At 63.9% G+C, this 18054-nt stretch carries 15 protein-coding genes; 11 read left to right on the forward strand and 4 right to left on the reverse strand.

Features of this window, described 5'->3' with window-relative positions:
- Nucleotides 1–64 precede the first annotated feature (64 nt).
- Entirely contained in the window at nucleotides 65–1525 is a 1461-nt protein-coding gene (locus AB4Y36_RS13440) for an efflux transporter outer membrane subunit (RefSeq protein ID WP_368683205.1), read from the forward strand.
- 36 nt (nucleotides 1526–1561) lie between these two features.
- Here the strand turns inward: AB4Y36_RS13440 and AB4Y36_RS13445 are convergent, their stop codons facing one another.
- From AB4Y36_RS13445 to AB4Y36_RS13460, 4 genes are all read right to left on the reverse strand, one after another.
- Nucleotides 1562–1855, reverse strand: a complete 294-nt coding sequence (locus tag AB4Y36_RS13445; RefSeq protein ID WP_342949726.1) for a DUF6566 family protein — start codon at nucleotides 1853–1855, stop codon at nucleotides 1562–1564.
- A 79-nt stretch (nucleotides 1856–1934) separates the two neighbouring features.
- Nucleotides 1935–2348, reverse strand: a complete 414-nt coding sequence (locus AB4Y36_RS13450) for an Hsp20/alpha crystallin family protein (protein ID WP_069263045.1) — start codon at nucleotides 2346–2348, stop codon at nucleotides 1935–1937.
- Nucleotides 2349–2379: 31 nt separating this feature from the next.
- The gene (locus AB4Y36_RS13455; RefSeq protein ID WP_368683348.1) at nucleotides 2380–2820 is read right to left on the reverse strand and encodes an Hsp20/alpha crystallin family protein; all 441 of its coding nucleotides are present in this window, start codon (nucleotides 2818–2820) and stop codon (nucleotides 2380–2382) included.
- 718 nt (nucleotides 2821–3538) lie between these two features.
- The gene (locus AB4Y36_RS13460) at nucleotides 3539–5545 is read right to left on the reverse strand and encodes a sigma-54-dependent Fis family transcriptional regulator (RefSeq protein WP_368683206.1); all 2007 of its coding nucleotides are present in this window, start codon (nucleotides 5543–5545) and stop codon (nucleotides 3539–3541) included.
- A gap of 420 nt (nucleotides 5546–5965) precedes the next feature.
- Here AB4Y36_RS13460 and AB4Y36_RS13465 point away from each other — a divergent pair, with 420 nt between their 5' ends.
- The 10 genes from AB4Y36_RS13465 (at nucleotide 5966) to AB4Y36_RS13510 (ending at nucleotide 18047) form a co-directional block, all read left to right on the forward strand.
- Nucleotides 5966–6436 (forward strand): lecithin retinol acyltransferase family protein, encoded by a 471-nt coding sequence (locus AB4Y36_RS13465; protein ID WP_368683207.1) that lies wholly within the window; start codon nucleotides 5966–5968, stop codon nucleotides 6434–6436.
- Nucleotides 6437–6655: 219 nt separating this feature from the next.
- Nucleotides 6656–8800, forward strand: coding sequence for a hydantoinase/oxoprolinase family protein (locus tag AB4Y36_RS13470; RefSeq protein WP_368683208.1), 2145 nt, complete (start codon nucleotides 6656–6658; stop codon nucleotides 8798–8800).
- 11 nt (nucleotides 8801–8811) lie between these two features.
- Nucleotides 8812–11136 carry a hydantoinase B/oxoprolinase family protein gene (locus AB4Y36_RS13475; RefSeq protein ID WP_368683209.1) on the forward strand — a complete coding sequence of 775 codons (2325 nt, stop codon included), beginning with the start codon at nucleotides 8812–8814 and terminating at the stop codon, nucleotides 11134–11136.
- A 23-nt stretch (nucleotides 11137–11159) separates the two neighbouring features.
- Nucleotides 11160–11669 (forward strand): acetone carboxylase subunit gamma, encoded by a 510-nt coding sequence (locus tag AB4Y36_RS13480; RefSeq protein WP_368683210.1) that lies wholly within the window; start codon nucleotides 11160–11162, stop codon nucleotides 11667–11669.
- A gap of 771 nt (nucleotides 11670–12440) precedes the next feature.
- Nucleotides 12441–13400 carry an AraC family transcriptional regulator gene (locus tag AB4Y36_RS13485; RefSeq protein WP_368683211.1) on the forward strand — a complete coding sequence of 320 codons (960 nt, stop codon included), beginning with the start codon at nucleotides 12441–12443 and terminating at the stop codon, nucleotides 13398–13400.
- Nucleotides 13401–13505: 105 nt separating this feature from the next.
- On the forward strand, nucleotides 13506–14072 hold the full coding sequence (locus AB4Y36_RS13490) for a carboxymuconolactone decarboxylase family protein (RefSeq protein WP_368683212.1): 567 nt from the start codon (nucleotides 13506–13508) through the stop codon (nucleotides 14070–14072).
- Nucleotides 14069–15172, forward strand: coding sequence for an acyl-CoA dehydrogenase family protein (locus AB4Y36_RS13495; protein WP_368683213.1), 1104 nt, complete (start codon nucleotides 14069–14071; stop codon nucleotides 15170–15172). Before AB4Y36_RS13490 ends, AB4Y36_RS13495 begins: the two co-directional genes overlap by 4 nt.
- Nucleotides 15169–15993: an ABC transporter ATP-binding protein gene (locus AB4Y36_RS13500; RefSeq protein ID WP_368683214.1), complete on the forward strand. Its 825-nt coding sequence runs from the start codon at nucleotides 15169–15171 to the stop codon at nucleotides 15991–15993. Before AB4Y36_RS13495 ends, AB4Y36_RS13500 begins: the two co-directional genes overlap by 4 nt.
- Nucleotides 15994–16045: 52 nt before the next feature.
- Entirely contained in the window at nucleotides 16046–17236 is a 1191-nt protein-coding gene (locus AB4Y36_RS13505; RefSeq protein ID WP_368683215.1) for an ABC transporter substrate-binding protein, read from the forward strand.
- Nucleotides 17237–17288: 52 nt separating this feature from the next.
- The gene (locus AB4Y36_RS13510) at nucleotides 17289–18047 is read left to right on the forward strand and encodes an ABC transporter permease (protein WP_368683349.1); all 759 of its coding nucleotides are present in this window, start codon (nucleotides 17289–17291) and stop codon (nucleotides 18045–18047) included.
- Nucleotides 18048–18054 lie beyond the last annotated feature (7 nt).

Raw genomic sequence — 18054 nt, forward strand, 5'->3', positions numbered from 1 at the left:
CAACAATAGACAACCAGTGACCGTTTGGTATTATGGTCACCACAGTAACCCTGCGAAGACGCTCATGCTACCCAATCACATGCTTGCCGCGATCATCGTTGCCGGCCTCTCGACAGCCTGCGCCGTGGGCCCTGATTACGTCCGGCCCAGTGTAGCCATGCCCGGGCAGTTCCAGGGCCAGGACGCGGTGGATCAACGGCACGCGGTGGCCAGTTCTGACCTCGTCACGTGGTGGACGGGTTTCGGCGATCCGCAACTCACACGATTCGTCGCGCTCGCGCTGGAACAGAACCTGGACCTCGAGCAGGCCGCCGCGCGCGTCTCGCAGGCGCGCGCAGGACTCGGCGCAGCGAATGCCGCGCTGCTGCCTTCAGGCAATGTCAGCGGCCAGGCGGCGCGAGTCTACCAATCTGTCGAAACGCCCTTGGGGCGCGTCCTGAATTCAACGCCCGGATTCGACCGCTACGGCAACGACTACGAGGCCAATTTCAGCGCGAGTTGGGAACTGGATGTGTTCGGTGGCCTGCGTCGCGGGCGGGAAGCGGCACTCGCCGAGTATCAGGCTTCGGAAGCCGGCGCGGTGGCCACGCGCCTGGCTGTGGCAGCGCAGACTGCCGATATTTACATCACGATTCGCGGATTGCAGGCACGTCTGAAGGTGGCCCGGCGGCAGGCGCAAACGCAACAGGATCTGCTTTCGACCATCAAGCTTCTGTATGGAAAAGGACTGGCGGCCGATCTTCAGGTAAGCCAGGCTGAGGGTGCGCTGGCCCAGGTGCAGGCATCCATCCCTGTCCTGGAGACGACACTGGACGCGGCCATGAACGCACTGGATGTGATGCTGGGCTCACAGCCCGGCACGCATCAAGCCGAACTGGTCGATGCTGGGGACATCCCGCCCGCCCCGCGGATCGCGCACACGGGAACGCCGGGAGAGTTGCTCAGGCGCCGACCCGACCTGATCGTGGCCGAGCGTCGCCTGGCTGCGTCGAACGCGCGTATCGGAGTGGCCATCGCCGAGTATTACCCGAAATTCTCGCTGAGCGGACTGATCGGGAGCGCAACGTCAATGGCCGCGGGCAATCTGTTCACTGGCGGCGCCAGTCAGGCGGCCGGGGTGTTGGGTCTGCGCTGGCGTCTGTTCGATTTCGGCCGCATCAATGCACAAATCGCGCAGGCCAGGGGCCAGGACGCCGAGATGTTGGCCGCGTATCGGCTCGCCGCACTGCATGCCACGGAAGATGTGGAAAACGCCTTTTCAGCGCTCGTCAAGCGGGAGGAACAGGCCGCGGTGCTCACCCAGGGAGTGAACTCACTTGGTCGGGCACGAGCCGCTTCGTTTTCGGCCTATCAAAAAGGTGTCGTCAGCCTGATTGAAGTCCTGCAGGCCGACGAAAATTTACTGCGCGCATCCGACGAGCGGGTGCAGGCGCAAACGGAATCGGCCCGCGCAGCCGTCGCTGCCTTCAAGGCACTTGGCGGTGGTTGGCAGCCCGGCGATCCCGAGGCCGTGGCAAGCCGGTAGACAGCACGATGTATGCCTCATTCAGCCTCCGTCGCTTCACCCGGGTGATTCCGGTCGCCTCGTCTCTGCGAAGCTTTCCGTGCCGGCGAAGCGTCCCGCATCGATCGCGCGGATGGCGTACTCGACGGTCTCCCGATGTGCGTCTTCCGCACTCGCCCAGCGCTGTGCGACGCACGGCAGGTGCCAGTCCTCGACCGTCTGCTCGCCGCGCCGGATACGCACAATGGCCATGTACCTGCCTGATCCCTGCGGAAGTACGCAGTGCCGCACGGCAATAGCGCTGGTTTCGATCGCGAAGCCTTTCCAGTTCTGATTGCGTGTATCGTCCATGGTTGTCTGAGCGCAAGTGCCGAAACGGCGCGGACCCGGCGGCCCGCGCCGCACGACCGGAAACATGTGTGCAATGTACCTAGCCAACGCTCACCTCGATACGACGGGGTTTCGCTTCCTCACGGCGAGGAATCGTCAGCATGAGCACGCCATCGCGCAGTTGGGCGTCGATGCGCGAAACGTCGAAGTCCGGGCTGAGCGCGAAGGCGCGGCGGAAATGCGGGTGGCGAACTTCGCCATGCTGCAGCCTCAGCCCGGATGGTGTCGGAATCACCGACTCGGCCTCGATCGTCAGATTGCCGTCCTGTACCCGCACATCGAGCTTCTCGCGCGGTACCCCCGGCAGGTCCGCATATAGCGTGATGCCCCTGCTGTCCTCCAACACGTCGACGGCGGGCGTGAGGCGTGTGGACTGCTTCGCGGGTCCGCCGCGCTCATGGTCGGCGATGTCGTTGCGCGCCGCACCGGTGGTCAGTTCAGTGCTGTCGTTCATGGTGTCCTCCGTGATCTATGGTTCACCGTGCTCACTGCACGGTGACCGCGCGCGGCTTCGACGCCTCGGAACGTCCGATGCTGATGGTCAGGCAACCATTTGCATAGCGCGCATTGACGTTCCCGGGATCCGCGTGCCGGGGCAGCTCGATCACGCGCCGGAATGCGCCCTTGAAGCGTTCGCTGGCATACACGCGCGTATCGTCCCCCGCTTGCCGCTCGGGCGCCCTGCGTTCGCCACTGATCGTCAGCAGTCCTTTGTCAATCGAGACGTCGATCGCCGCCGGATCGAGCCCCGGCGCAAACGCTACGATCTCGACACTGTCGTCGGTGCTGCCGATGTTGAGTAGTGGAAACGTCTCGCTGCGCGTGGCGCGCAGGCTTGCGGGAAAGGCTGGAAAGAGGCTGGCCATCTGCCGTTGCAGGCGGTCGAATTCGCCCAGCAGATCGGTGCTGAAGAAGGGATCGCTCATGACTGGCTCCTGGAAAACCGGGGCCGACACGGAGGACGAATGGAACCACGCGCTCCAGTCCGCCTGTCCGTGGGAAACCCCGCCGACAAACAAATCGAAACACGCAGCGCTTGTCGCGACTGCCTGAGCGATGAACAAAATAGCGCATGGAACGGAAATTTCAAGAGGCCCCGCAGCATGTCACGAGCGAAGTCTCATGGACGATAGCGAGAGGCTTCAGGGACCGGCGCGAGTTTGCGCACGCCGCTGCAGCCGGTGGCCGCTGCGGCGCACAACCCCCGGTTGGATGTGGGCCGTACTGGATTCACATAGTAGCCGTTCAGGCCCGTCCCATAAGGGTATGGGCGATGCGGCGATGACCGGTTACCCCCGCATCTACCCCCACGGGAGGGCGGAACGAAATGGCACAAAAAGCAATCTGCACGCGTCAAGCTTAACGAACTCGGGCGTCCAGGTGTCTCGCTATGGGGTGTCGCGAATTTGCGACATCACGACTGGCCTACGGGGCACATTCACTTTCCAAAATGTACGTGACACATGCGTGTAGGTCCAAGTCCCCCGCCGATATACCCCACTCGATTGTCAATCCAGTGGCTGTAACAAACGCCGGACAGAGTATCAGTTGCCTTTCGCAGGAATCGCTTCTGCTCGCTGGTCTGCCCGGCGTTCTTGCCACGAAGACCTTGTCGCGCGGCAGAATTTTTACTCCAACGTATGCCTATGCGCTGGAGCCAGAACTGCCAAGCCGAGTCTGAATCGTGGCCAGCTTGACATAAAGCGTACTCCTTGAGATCCCCAGTGATCGAGCGGCCATGGAGATATTTCCGTGAGCGCTCGCGATGGCACTGACTATTGCTTGTCTCTCTATATCGTCGAGACGACTGGATGGAGCGGGGCTTACCGTTGAAGCGGCTGTGGGAATTGAACCCTCTACCTGCGCGACGGACAAGGGCAACAGAGAAACCTCGATCACGCTGCCTTCACTGAGCGCGAACATCACTTCGAAAGCATTTTGCAGTTCGCGTATGTTGCCTGGCCAACGATAGCTCACGAGCGCTTGATACACGGCGGGCTCAATCCGCTTAGGTGCACAGCCATACTTGCGTGCTAGCTTGTCGTTCAGATGTTCGATGATCGCCTCGATGTCACCAGGCCGGTCGCGCAGCGGTGGCAGTTGCAGGCTGACGGCGCATAGGCGGTGGTACAGGTCCTCGCGGAAGTGCCTGGCTGCGATCTCATTCTGCAGATCACGGTTAGTGGCTGCGATGACGCGCACCGAAACATGTCGCTCGCGCGTATCGCCAAGCCGGACCACGATGCCGTCCTGCAGCACGCGCAACAGGTGGGGCTGCATATCGAGCGGCATCTCGCCGATTTCATCGAGAAACAGTGTGCCGCCATCGGCCTGCTCGAACTTGCCTGGAAGGCCGCCACGACGCGCTCCGGTGAACGCGCCCTCGTTGTAGCCGAAGAGTTCGCTGGCCAGGAGCTCACGAGTCAACGCACCGCAATTGACGGCAACGAACGGGCCATCGACGCGGTTACCGGCCCGATGCAGCGCCCGCGCAAAGAGTTCCTTCCCGGCTCCGGTCTCACCCAGGAGCAGTACCGGCAGATCGAGAGGCGCAATGCGGCGAGCGCGTGCCTTGGTCGCCGCCAGAATCTCGCTTGCGCCAATGATTTCGCCGAAAGGATCGTTGCCCCCGAGTGACATCGTGGCCGTGGTCGACGGCGACAGGGTAGTTCGGTTCGCTTGCGCCCTGAGCGGAATGACGACCATCGTACCCAAGGTAGCGTCATGATCCTTGACGAGGTGCAGCCATTCGGGACGCAGCCATTCCGCGCGTTGGCAGCCACGCTCAGCGTCGGAGAGTGCGAGGTTGAGTCCGGGCACCTGGGTGCCGGTCTGCAGAAGCGGCAACCGCACGCCATGCGTTTCTCTCACCGCCTGCGCATTTCCGGAACTGCGGAGAACGCGCCCGCGACTGTCGACTAGCACGACGAAGTCGCTGGCGTAGCGGATGAAATGATCGATGGCGCGAGCCAGCAGCCGCTCGTGAAGCGTAACGTCGAGGCGTGCCAGCTCGCCCTCGATCTGCCGCGCAGCGGTCACCACCAGTCCCAGGGTGTGGCCATGAAACGTCTCCTTGACGCCGGAGACGTCCACCACGCCCAGCAGGCTGCGAGTAAGGGGATCGAGAACAGGCGCAGCAGCACAGGTCCAGCGTTTGACGTCCAGGCAAAAATGCTCGCTGGCATGAATCTGGACCGGAGCGCCGGTGGCGATTGCGGTGCCAATGGCGTTGGTGCCAATGACGTCTTCATTCCAGCAGCCCCCGGTGGAGAGGTTGACCTGCTCGCCGACGCTGCGCGCCCTCGTCTCGCCATTGAGTTGAAGAATGGTGCCGCCCGGGTCGCAGAGCATGATGAGGGTGCCGCATTCCCGCAGGATATCGCGCAGACTATCCAGTGCCGGACGCGCGGCATCGCAGAGATCCCTGTTCTGCAATTGCATCTGGCGAACACGCTCGGCGGCCGCCGACGGTGCCGAGTGCCTGGCAGGATCAACGGCCTCGGAACGGCTGCGCTGCCACGAAGCCAGGACGACGCTGCGCACACCCTCCCCCACGAGAGGCTGGTGCTGCAGAAAACGCTCCCAGGCCGAGGCCACGACAGGATCGTCGCCACTGCGGGGAACCAGGACGCCGGATTGAGAAAACGGCATGGGATGGTCACTCTCCATTGAGTGCAGCAACCGTAGCCCCTCGCCCGCGCAAAGTCAACAAAGCCTTTTAAATCAATCATTTGTGCTCTGCAGCAGCGTAAGAAGGTGTCCGGAATCCGGACACCTCTATCCCTGAACGTCCGGATTCGGGACAGCGAAAGCAGGGTTCAGCAAAAGACCGCGTTGAATATGCGAGCGTCTTCCAGCGTTGCCGGGTTGCAAGAGAGGTCCCGGGTCCGGTGCATCGCGACATCAGCGCTGTCCAAACGGCGCAAGCACGCACAACGCCCCTTGCAGGCAACTTTCGCCCCTGTTTGCGCGCCTCAGCACGGGCGCAAAGCCCTCGAGCCGATCACTGGTGGCGATGGCACACCGTATGCCCTGGTCTTGTGCGAGAGGCAGCACAGTGCGGTGGAGACCATGAACGATTCAGCGAGAACGAGGCGCCCGGTTGTCGAGACCGTGACCGGCGCGGATCTGACGATCGGCACCCACCTCGTCACCAGCCGATTTGCGTATACACATCACGGTCTCTATGCGGGCGCGGGGAAGGTCGTGCACTACGCAGGGCTCTCGCGGTCACTGCGTCGCGGCCCGGTGCAGGAGGTGTCGCTCACAGCGTTTGCGCATGGGCACCCGGTCTGGATCAGGCAAAGCCCCGCCGCCAGGTTCGCTGGCATGGAAGCCATCCGCCGGGCCTACTCACGTCTCGGCGAGGATCGCTACCGGCTGATGTCCAATAACTGCGAGCACTTCTGCACGTGGTGCCTGTACGGCGAGAGCCGCAGTTGCCAGGTCGATGTCTTGATGCTCTGTATAACTAATCGTCTGGCCGCCGTAGTCAGTATCGCCAGGCAGCTCGCGGTCACCAGTCGGGCCATCTGTCCGTAACGCGTCCGGATCCCGGACACCTGCTGCACAGGCGTCAGGAATCCGGACAGCGCGGGCAGCCCCTCTGGATCGGCGACGTGGCAAGAGAACGCGCGCAACTCATTGATTTTGTTCGCCGATCAAGCGCGGCACGAGGTGCGGGCCACCGCTGGCACGCCCCCTGCAAATGGATGGAGCGTGGGATCTCCCACTACGACTACATCAATGATAGGAGGCACTATGCAACCTCAGTCCACCATCCAGGTGATGGGCATCGATGCCGGCGGCACGATGACCGACACCTTCTTCGTGCGTTCGGATGGCCGCTTCGTGGTCGGCAAGGCGCAAAGCAATCCCGGTGACGAATCGCTTGCCATCTACAACTCTTCCGAAGATGCGCTCGCCCACTGGGACCGGACCGTGGACGACGTCTATCCGGAACTGGTGACCTGCGTCTATTCCGGTACGGCCATGCTCAACCGGATCCTCATGCGCAAGGGCCTTGCGGTTGGCCTGATCTGCAACCGCGGCTTCGAGCAGATCCATTCGATGGGTCGCGCGCTGCAGAGCTACCTGGGCTATGCCCTGGAAGACCGCATCCACCTGAACACCCATCGCTACGACGAGCCCCTGGTGCCGGTCTCGCGCACCCGTGGCGTCACAGAGCGTACCGACGTGCAAGGCAAGGTGGTGATCCCCCTGCGTGAAGACGAGGTCCGCCGGGCGACCCGGGAACTGGTGGAGGCGGGTTCGCAAGCCATCGTGATTTGCCTGCTGCAATCCCACAAGAACGAATCGAGCGAGCAACGCGCCCGCGACGTCGTGCGCGAAGAGCTGAAGAAGCTGAAGGTGGATATCCCCGTCTTCGCCTCGGTGGACTACTACCCGTCGCGCAAGGAAAGCCACCGGATGAACACCACCATCCTGGAAGCCTATGGCGCGGAACCGTCGCGCCAGACGTTGAAAAAAGTCAGCGACCGTTTCAGCAAGCACGGGGCGAAGTTCGACCTGCGCGTGATGGCCACGCACGGCGGCACCATCAGCTGGAAGGCCAGGGAGCTGGCGCGCACGATCGTTTCCGGCCCGATCGGGGGCGTGATCGGCTCCAGGCTGCTCGGTGAGGCCCTGGGCGACGAGAACATCGCATGCTCCGATATCGGCGGCACCAGCTTCGACGTGGCGCTGATCACCAAGGGTAACTTCGCCATCAAGTCGGACCCGGATATGGCCCGTCTGGTCCTCTCCCTGCCTCTCGTGGCGATGGATTCCGTCGGAGCGGGCGCCGGCAGCTTCGTGCGCCTCGACCCTTACAGCAAGTCCATCAAGCTTGGCCCCGACAGTGCCGGCTACCGTGTCGGCACCTGCTGGCCCGAGAGCGGCCTGGACACTGTCACCGTCTCGGACTGCCACGTCGTGCTGGGCTACCTGAACCCGCACAACTTCCTCGGTGGCGCCATCAAGCTCGATATGGCACGCGCGCGCCAGCACATCAAGGACCAGATCGCGGATCCGCTGGGCCTGTCGGTGGAAGATGCGGCCGCCGGCGTCATCGAACTGCTGGACCTGACTCTCTCCGAGTACCTGCGCGCCAACATCAGCGCCAAGGGTTACAACCCGGCGGAATTCACCTGCTTCTCTTATGGCGGAGCTGGCCCCGTTCACACCTACGGCTACACCGAGGGTGTTGGGTTCAAGGACGTGGTCGTGCCCGCCTGGGCAGCCGGCTTCTCGGCGTTCGGCTGCGCCTGCGCCGACTTCGAGTATCGCTACGACAAATCGGTGGATCTGGGCGTTGCGCAAATCGCGCCGGACGCCGACAAGGCAGCGGCCTGCAAGACGTTGCAGGAAGCCTGGTCGGAACTGGCGGTCAAGGTCATCGAGGAATTCGAGAACAACGGCTTCAAGGCGAAGGACGTCATTCTGATTCCGGGTTACAAGATGCAGTACATGGGTCAGCTCAACGACCTCGAGATCGTCTCGCCGGTCGCCACGGCCGGCACAGCCACCGACTGGGACCAGATCGTCGAGGCCTTCGAGACCACCTATGGCCGCGTCTATGCGAGTTCCGCCCGCTCGCCGGAACTGGGCTTCTCGATCACCGGCGCGATCCTGCGCGGTATGGTCACGACCCAGAAGCCGGTGCTGCCTGAGGATCCGGATGCCGGACCGACGCCGCCCAAGCAGGCGTATCTCGGTACACGTCCCTTCTATCGCCACAAGAACTGGGTGGACGCCGCGCTCTGGAAGATGGAATCGCTCAAGGCCGGCAACCACATCGTGGGCCCCGCCATCATCGAATCCGATGCCACCACCTTCGTCGTGCCCGAAGGCTTCGAAACCACGATCGACAAGCACCGCCTTTTCCATCTCAAGCAAGTGAACTGAGGAGACACGCCATGAACATCATGAGCGACAAGGAAGTGGGTCTGGGTAACCTGTTGAAGAACGGCGAGACCCTTAAGGAGTTCCGCGACGCGATCATCGCGCGCACGCAGGCTTCCGGCCACTATAACGGCCTCACCACGCTGGAGTTCCGGGACCGCGACCCGATCGGCTATGAAAAGCTGTTCTCCAAGCTGCGCGGCGGCCTCGTGCATGCCCGCGAAACCGCGAAGAAGATCGCCGCCAGTCCGATCGTCGAGCAGGAAGGCGAACTCTGCTTCACGCTCTACAACGCCGTGGGTGACTGCGTGCTGACGTCGACCGGCATCATCATCCACGTCGGCACCATGGGCGCCGCGATCAAGTACATGATCGAGAACAACTGGGAAGCCAACCCCGGCATCAACCCCGGGGACATGTTCACCAACAACGACTGCTCAATCGGCAACGTCCATCCCTGCGACATCGCCACCATCGTGCCGATCTTCTGGGAGGGCAAGCTGATCGGCTGGGTCGGCGGCGTCACCCACGTCATCGATACCGGCTCGGTGACGCCGGGCTCCATGTCCACGGGCCAGACCCAGCGCTTCGGCGACGGCTACATGATCACCTGCCGCAAAACCGGCGCCAACGATACGCCGTTCCGCGACTGGCTCCATGAGTCCCAGCGTTCAGTTCGCACGCCGAAGTACTGGATCCTTGACGAGCGTACCCGCATCGCCGGCTGCCACATGATCCGCGAGCTCGTCGAGGAGGTGATCCGTGCCGATGGCATCGAGGCCTACGACAAGTTCACGTATGAGGTCATCGAAGAAGGCCGTCGAGGGCTGCAGAGCCGTATCAAGGCAATGACCCTGCCTGGCAAGTACCGCAAGGTGTCCTTTGTCGACGTGCCGTACAAGCACGAGGACGTACAGGTCTCCAACGCCTTCGCCAAGCTCGACTCCATCATGCATTCGCCCGTGGAGATGACCATCAAGGCCGACGGCAAGTGGCGCCTCGACTTCGAGGGTGCAAGCCGTTGGGGCTGGCACACCTTCAATGCTCACCAGGTGGCCTTCACTTCCGGGATCTGGGTGATGATGTGCCAGACCCTGGTGCCGACCCAGCGCATCAACGACGGCGCCTACTTCGCCACCGAGTTCCGCTTGCCGAAGGGCACGTGGTGCAACCCGGATGACCGTCGCACCGGCCACGCCTACGCCTGGCACTTCCTGGTCTCGGGCTGGGCGGCCCTGTGGCGCGGCCTGTCCCAGTCCTACTTCAGTCGCGGCTATCTGGAGGAAGTCAACGCCGGCAACGCCAATACTTCCAACTGGCTGCAAGGGGGCGGCATCAACCAGGACGGCGAGATCCACGCGGTCAACAGCTTCGAGGCCAGTTCCTGCGGCACCGGCGCATGCGCCGTCAAGGATGGCCTCAACCACGCCGCAGCCATCTGGAACCCCGAAGGCGACATGGGCGACATCGAGATCTGGGAGATGGCCGAACCGCTGCTCTACCTCGGGCGCAACGTCAAGGCCAACTCCGGCGGCTACGGCAAGTACCGCGGCGGCTGCGGCTTCGAGACGCTGCGCATGGTGTGGAACGCGCACGACTGGACCATGTTCTTCATGGGCAATGGCTTCATGAACAGCGACTGGGGCATGATGGGTGGCTATCCCTCTGCCACCGGCTATCGCTTCGAGGCGCACAAGACCGGCCTAGAGCAGCGCATCGCCATCGGTGACTCGCTACCTCTCGGCGGCGACATCGACCCAACGAACCCCGACTTCGAGCGCCACATCGACGCCACCGCCGAAGTCAAGCGCGACAAGCAGTGCATCACAACTGAGGACTGCTATGCGAACCATGACCTTTACCTGAACTACCTGCGTGGCGGTCCCGGCTTTGGCGACCCTCTCGACCGGGACCCGAAGGCCATCGAAGCGGACCTCAACCAGAAGTTCCTGCTGCCGGAATATGCGCAGAAGGTCTATGGCGCCGTCTTCACCAAGGACGGCAAGGGCGTGTTCACGGTGGATGTCACGAAGACCGGATCCCGCCGCGCCGAGGTCCGCAAGGAGCGCCTCGCCCGGGCCCTGCCGACGCGCGAATGGATGAAGGAAGAGCGCGAACGCATCGTCAACAAGCACGCGTCCGTCCAGGTGCAGCACATGTTCGCCACCAGCTTCGCCCTGTCGGAGAAGTTCACGCGGGAGTTCAAGCAGTTCTGGAGTCTGCCAGCGGACTGGCAGTTGCTCGAGGAAGAACTGGGCGTCCCGTCCTACGGCTCGAAGCACCGCATGGATCTCTCCCTGCTGCCCGACGTTACTACCGTCGTCCAGGTCGAAGAGTAATCACCCCATAGAGGAGTAGAGAAATGTCTGCCTACACCAATGAACAGGTCGCGCACCTCGTCGAAGGCTCCCTTGACTGGGAAACCACGTTCCGCATGCTCTCGATGCCGAAGGACGAGAGCCGGTTCGAGCAGTATCTGGCGGCCCTGCAGGCCAGGGTCAGCTTCGCCGACCGCATCGTGCTCCCGCTCGGCCCGCATCTGCATATCGTGCAATCGGCCGGGAGCAAGAAGTGGCTGGTCAAGTGCGACTGCGGCCACGAGTTCTGCGACTACCGCGAAAACTGGAAACTGCATGCCGCGATCTACGTGCGCGACACGGAAGAGGCGATGACCGAGGTCTATCCGAAGCTGATGGCCCCGGACACGCAGTGGCAGGTCTATCGCGAGTACTACTGCCCGACGTGCGGCACCATGCATGACGTCGAGGCGCCCACGCCGTGGTATCCCGTGATCCACGACTTCGAACCGGACATCGAGGCGTTCTATAAGGAATGGGTGCAGCTACCGGTGCCGGAACGCGCTCCAGATTGACGGGCGGCTGAAGCGGAGGGGCAGGATGGCCTGCCCCTCCGCAACATGACGCGAAGCGAAGACCCGCGTTAAGGATCGGCACGAGATGTGCAGGATGAAGAGCAAGGCCGATTCAGCGGCAGCAATGGCAGAATTGACCCGGCCGCCGCATGAAGGCGCAGCAAGTGCATGACCGATGGAAGAACAATCAGATCGTAGGAGACGGAAATGAACGCAGCCAGAAAGTCATTGAGAATGCAGATCCATAAGTGGTTCGGATATGCTTGTGCGAGGACGATCCACATCACACGCACGGGCGTCGCGAACGGCGGGCACGTACGCTGCGTCACACAGCCGGGTAACTCGCTTGTGGTCGCTTTCTTTCGGCACGGGGACGGGTCGTGGCAAGTCTATCCGCCTCCGGCTGGGCATCAGCGCATGACGGCCTATCGGCGCGCTGCCTGAGCCACGCAGCGCGGTCGTCCAACTGAAGGTGCCGCGTCCCCTCGTGTTGCGGACCGCTTCAAGCAGGTTGTACTTCCGGATCTTTTCATAGAACTTACTCCTTGACGATGGCGAGTGGGCTAGCGCGCGCCGTATCTGCTGCGCTATTTTGTGCGTCATCTGCTGCTTGATGTGCCGAACGCAACGCGCCATGGCCATCGCTCCCTGCCCGCGTCTCGTGAAGCTGGTAATAAGCATGTGAAGATTCGTTAGTTGTGCCGAGACCAATACAGGTTAATCTGAGAGACCGTGCGGTACCTACGCCCACGCCTTAGCTATCTGGAATTCATGCTGTCACACGCCGATGCTTTTTCCGACTGGCTGCTTGAAGATCTCGAACTGCACAGCACGCTGTTTCATGTTGGCCAGTATTGCGGCGCCTGGCAGGCCTCCACGAGCGGCCATCGCCGCGCCAGTTTTCATGTCGTTCTGCATGGCAGCTGCTGGCTACATCTGCCAGCTGGAACCACCCGGCGCGCGCGTAGCGTGGCGCTCGCGGCTGGCGACGCCGTCTTCCTCCTAAATGACCAGCCTCACTGTCTCTCTCCCGACCCGCAACCGCCCGCGCCGGGCCGCGAGAGTGTGCGCGATGGCCAGATGACACCGCTAGATGCACCAGGCCAAGAAGCGCCGGACAGCCTCGGCCTCGCCTGCGGCTTCTTCGAGTTCAAATCGGGGCTCGACGATCTCGTTCTCGGCTTGCTGCCGGATCATGTCATCGCTCGCCACGATCAGCCCACGCAACACGCGGCGCGCCAGATCTTCGAGCTTATCCGCGCCGAAGCGCAACTCGACCCGCATGCGCCATCGCCGCTGATCGCGCGCCTGACCAGCCTCTTGTTCGTCTACACGCTACGCGCGCTCGATAGCAACGACGAACTCGCCCCTTGCTTCTTCGCGCTGCTGCGCCGTCCTGCGTTCGCGCCGCTCATAGCGGCGATCGTCGCGACGCCCGGTGAACGCTGGACCACTGCGCGCATGGCCGATTTCGTCAATATGTCGCGCGCGCGCTTTTGCAAGCAGTTTGCCGAACTCGCGGGACAGCCGCCCGCCCAATTCGTGACGCTCGTGCGCATGAAATTCGCCGCGTCGATGCTGAGCACCGGCGCGAGTACACCCGATGCGGCCGAGCAGGTGGGGTATCAATCGGAGTCGGCATTCGCGCAGGCGTTCAAGCGTGTGACCGGTCTGCAGCCGGGCGCATGGCGCCGCACGGCTGGCGAGAGCGCGCGCGGCGTGCTGCACTGAGCGGTGCGAGACAAATCCGCATGATTCGCAGACGCGCGCGCATTGTCCGCCGCGGCACGCATCGCCACAATCGAGCTCACTATTTCGAATCCCTGAGGAACCGCCATGAGCCGCCTGCCGTTACATACCGTCGAGAGCGCGCCTGAAGCAAGCCGCCCGTTTCTGGAGCGCTCGCAGGCCGCGAACGGCTTTCTGCCGAACCTCGTCGCCTCGCTCGCAAATGCACCCGTCGCGCTCGAAACCTACCTGACCGTCGGCGAAATCAATGGCCGCAGCGGCCTCACGCTCGCCGAACGTGAAGCCGTGCAAATCACGGCTGCCGCCATACACGGCTGCGGCTTCTGTGTCGCCGGCCATACAGCCGTCGCACTAAAGAAAGCGCAATTGCTACCCACCATCGTCGACGCGCTGCGCGATGGCGTGACGAGCGGCGATGCACGCCTCGATGCCGTTGCCGAGCTCACACGCGACGTGATAGCCACGCGCGGCGCAGTCGCCGACACGTCGCTCGCCGCGTTCCGCGCGGCGGGTTTCAGCGACGCCAACGCGCTCGAAGTCGTGCTAGGCGTGAGTCTCGCCACACTTTGCAACTTCGCGAACAACCTCGCGCAAAACGAGCTCAATCCGCAACTAGCCGCGTTTCGCTGGGAAGCGCACGCCCGCGTAGCATGATGCTCGCGCACAGCCACGCTCTGCCGTCGGACCTCGAGGACTGGCTCGGCGCGCACGCCGACGCCATCGACACAAGCGCCGCCCACGCGAGCGAGATCGTGCCGCGCCTTGCGCGCGCTGGACTCTTTCGCGTCGGCGTGGCGAGTTCGCTTGGCGGCAGCGGCGGCACCACCGTTGATGCCATCGAGGCGATCGCGATGGTCGCGCAGCACTCGCTCGCGAGCGCATTCGTGTTCTGGGGCCAGCGCACGTTCATCGAATATATGCTGCAAACCGACAACGAAGCATTGCGTGCACGCTGGCTGCCCGCGCTGCTCGCCGGCGAGCATGCAGGCGCGACCGGCCTGTCGAATGCCATGAAGTACCTGTCCGCCATCGAGCCGCTACAGATGCGTGCGGCGGCGCGCGATGCACAAGCAACGCGGTTCGCACTCGACGGCGCGTTGCCCTGGATCACCAATCTGCGCCGCGAAGGCTTCGTGGTGGCAGCCGCGTTCGATCGTCACGACGGTGCGCCGCCCGCAATCTTCGCCGTACCGCACAACGCGCCCGGCGTCACACGCAGCGACGATCTCGACCTGATCGCGCTGCGGGGCAGCAACACGGCGGCGCTCACGCTCACGGACACCGAACTCGACGCAGGCTCGCTGATCGATGTCGATGCGCGTGCCTTCCTCGTCCGCGCACGGCCCGCCTTTCTGGGTCTGCAATGTGGCATGTCGATCGGGCTCGCGCGCCGTGCGCTCGACGCCGTGGCACTCAGCAGTCCTGCCGTGCGCACCGCGCTTGCCGATGACGCAAACGCCTTGCGCAACGAACTTGACGGGCTGAGCGCGCGTCTCTACGAAGGCGTAACCTGCGGCGCTTTTGTCGCAAAGCCGGCTGCGCAGTTCGAATTGCGCATCGCGCTCGCGGACGTGGTCGATGCCGCCGTGAGGCTTGACGTTCAGGCAGCCGGCGGGCGCGGCTACCTGCGCTCGTCCAGCGCGACTGGCACGGCGCGCCGCAGTCGCGAAGCCGCGTTCGTTCCGATCGTCACGCCGAGCATCGTGCAACTAAAGCACCAGCTCGCGCAGGCCCGGCGCTGCGAGGCCGCATGAGCACCGTCGTTCACGTTCGAGGCGCCGACGCATTTCCGGCCGAGCACGCCGGGCACTCGCCGCGGATCGAGCTTCGCGGCATCGGGTTGCGCCGCGAGGAACGCAGCATCCTCGACGGCGTCGATCTCGCCGTGCGTGCGGGTGAGATCGTCTCGATCCTCGGCGCGAGTGGCGCCGGCAAATCCACGCTGCTGCGCATTGCTGCCGGACTGATCGCGCCGCATGCGGGCGACGTGCGCGTGGACGGCTCCCCCCTGACGACCACTCGCGCCGATGTCGCTCTGGCGTTTCAAGACCCCTGCCTCTTGCCGTGGCTCTCGGTTGAACGCAATGTGGCGTTCGGTCTTGGCTTCCGGCGCCAGCCGCAGCTCGCACGCAGTGAGCGCGAAGCGCGCGTGACTGCCGCCCTGCGAGCCGTCGGCCTCACTCATGCGGCTCGGCTCGCGCCACGCCAGTTGTCAGGCGGAATGGCGCAGCGCGCCGCCCTCGCTCGCGCGCTCGCGCGCGAGCCGCGCACGCTGCTCCTCGACGAGCCGTTCGGCGCGCTTGACGAACTCACGCGCGCCGACATGCAGCGCTTGCTCGTGCGCGTCGTGCACGACACGCAAGCGGCCACGCTGCTCGTCACCCACGACATCGACGAAGCGCTGCTGGTGTCCAATCGCGTGACCGTGCTGGGACGGCGCGGCATCGCGCTCGATCTGCCCATCAGCCTTCCCACGCCGCGCGAGGCGCACGTCGAGGCGCTAGGCGCCCTGCGTGTGCGCCTCGTCACCGCGCTGCGCGAGACGGTGGCAGACAGGACAGCGGCCGCCGCGTGACGGACGCGCCCACTTCGCAATCGACAATTCATTACACGAGGACGACCGCCATATGTGCCAGCTTCCGATGACCCGCCGCGAGTGGCTCAAGCTCGCATCGCTCTTTACCGTCGCGGGCGCCGCGCCGATGCTCGACGCACTGAACGCGCGCGCGGCCACCGAAGCGGACGCGCCGCTGCGCATCGGCTACCTGCCCATCACCGACGCGGCGCCACTGCTGGTCGCACATAACAACGGGTACTTCGAGCAAGCGGGCCTCGCGGTCGAGAAGCCCACGCTGCTACGCAGCTGGGCGCAGCTTGTCGAAGCGTTTCTCTCCGGGCAGGTCAACGTCGTGCATTTGCTCGCGCCCATGACGATCTGGGCGCGCTATGGCAGCCGCGCGCCCGCGAAGGTGGTGGCATGGAATCACGTCAACGGCTCCGCGCTCACGGTCGCCCCGGAGATCGGCAAGGTCGCAGACCTCGGCGGCAAGTCGGTCGCCGTGCCATTCTGGTATTCCATTCACAACGTCGTCGTGCAGGACATGCTGCGCGCGCAAGGCCTCACGCCCGTGCTCGGCAAGGACGGCACGCTCAAGCCCAACGAGGTGCGCCTCGTCGTGATGGCGCCCGCCGACATGCCGCCCGCACTGGCCGCGAAACAGATCGCTGGCTTTATCGTCGCCGAGCCGTTCAATGCGGCGGCGGAGGCGCTCAAGGTCGGCAAGGTGCTCCGCTTCACGGGCGACGTCTGGCGCGATCACGCGTGCTGCGTGGTCTTCATGCACGAGCGCGACCTGAACGGGCGGCCCGCGTGGTCGCAGAAGGTCGTCGATTCGATCGTGCAGGCACAGGTCTGGACGCGTGAGCATCCGCAGGAAGCCGCGCAATTGCTTTCGAAAAGCGGTGCGAACCATTACACGCCGCATGCGGCGGGCATCCTGCAAAGCGTACTCGCGCCCTCGCCCGCCGACGAGGCGCGCTACCTTGCCGATCACGCCATTGTGCACGGCGACTGGCATGAGAAGCGCATCGACTTTCAGCCCTATCCCTACCCCGCATTTACGGAGGAGCTCGTTCGGCGCCTCAAGACCACGCAGGTCGAAGGCAACGCACAGTTCATCACGGCGCTCGATCCGGGTTTCGTCGCGCGTGACCTGGTCGATGACCGCTTTGTGAAGAAGAGCATCGCAGCGGCAGGCGGCATGAAGACGTTCGGCTTGCCCGACTCCTACGCTCGCTCGGAGAGCATCGTTGTCTAGCCTGCCCGCCCCCACGGAACTTTCCAGCAAGCAATCGCGCGTGCGCAACAGCATGCCCGCGCGCGCCGCGCTCGGCGTGCTGGGTCTCGCCGCAATCGTGGCGTTATGGTGGCTAGCGGTGGCAGCGCTCGCGCGCCACAATGCACTCGCCGCCCAATTCGGTCCACTTGCTGCATGGCAAGCACTTCCCGATTTGATTAGCGAAGACCGGTTGCTTGTGCACATCTGCGCGAGCCTCCGGCGCATCGGCGTGGGTCTCGCATGTGCTATCGCACTCGGCGTGCCGCTCGGCTTCGTGATCGGGCGCATCAGGGCGATCGAAGCCGCGCTTTCGCCTGCGCTGCAATTCTTGCGGATGATCTCACCGCTCTCGTGGATGCCGATCGCTGTCATGTCGCTCGGCGTCGGCGATCCGCCCGTCTACTTTTTGCTCGCGTTCGCCGCCATCTGGCCCATCGTCATGAGCACTGCGGCGGGCGTGCAGCATATCGATACGCGCTGGGTGCAGCTTGGCGAGAGTCTCGCCGCGACGCATGCCGAAATGATCTGGCATGTCTATGTGCCGGGCATCGCCGCACACGTCCTGACCGGCGTGCGACTCGCGGTCGGCGTGCTGTGGATCGTACTCGTGCCCGCCGAAATGCTCGGTGTGAGTTCGGGCCTCGGCTATCTCATCCTCGATACGCGCGACCGGCTCGCGTACCCGGAACTCGTAGCCGTTGTCCTCGTCATCGGCGCACTGGGCTTCATGATTGACTACGCGGCGCGTAGCCTTTATCACCGCTTCGGTGCGCAGCCGACGCAGGACTAGTGCACGT

The organism is Paraburkholderia sp. BR10936 (assembly GCF_040965735.1).
Taxonomy (GTDB): domain Bacteria; phylum Pseudomonadota; class Gammaproteobacteria; order Burkholderiales; family Burkholderiaceae; genus Paraburkholderia; species Paraburkholderia nodosa_A.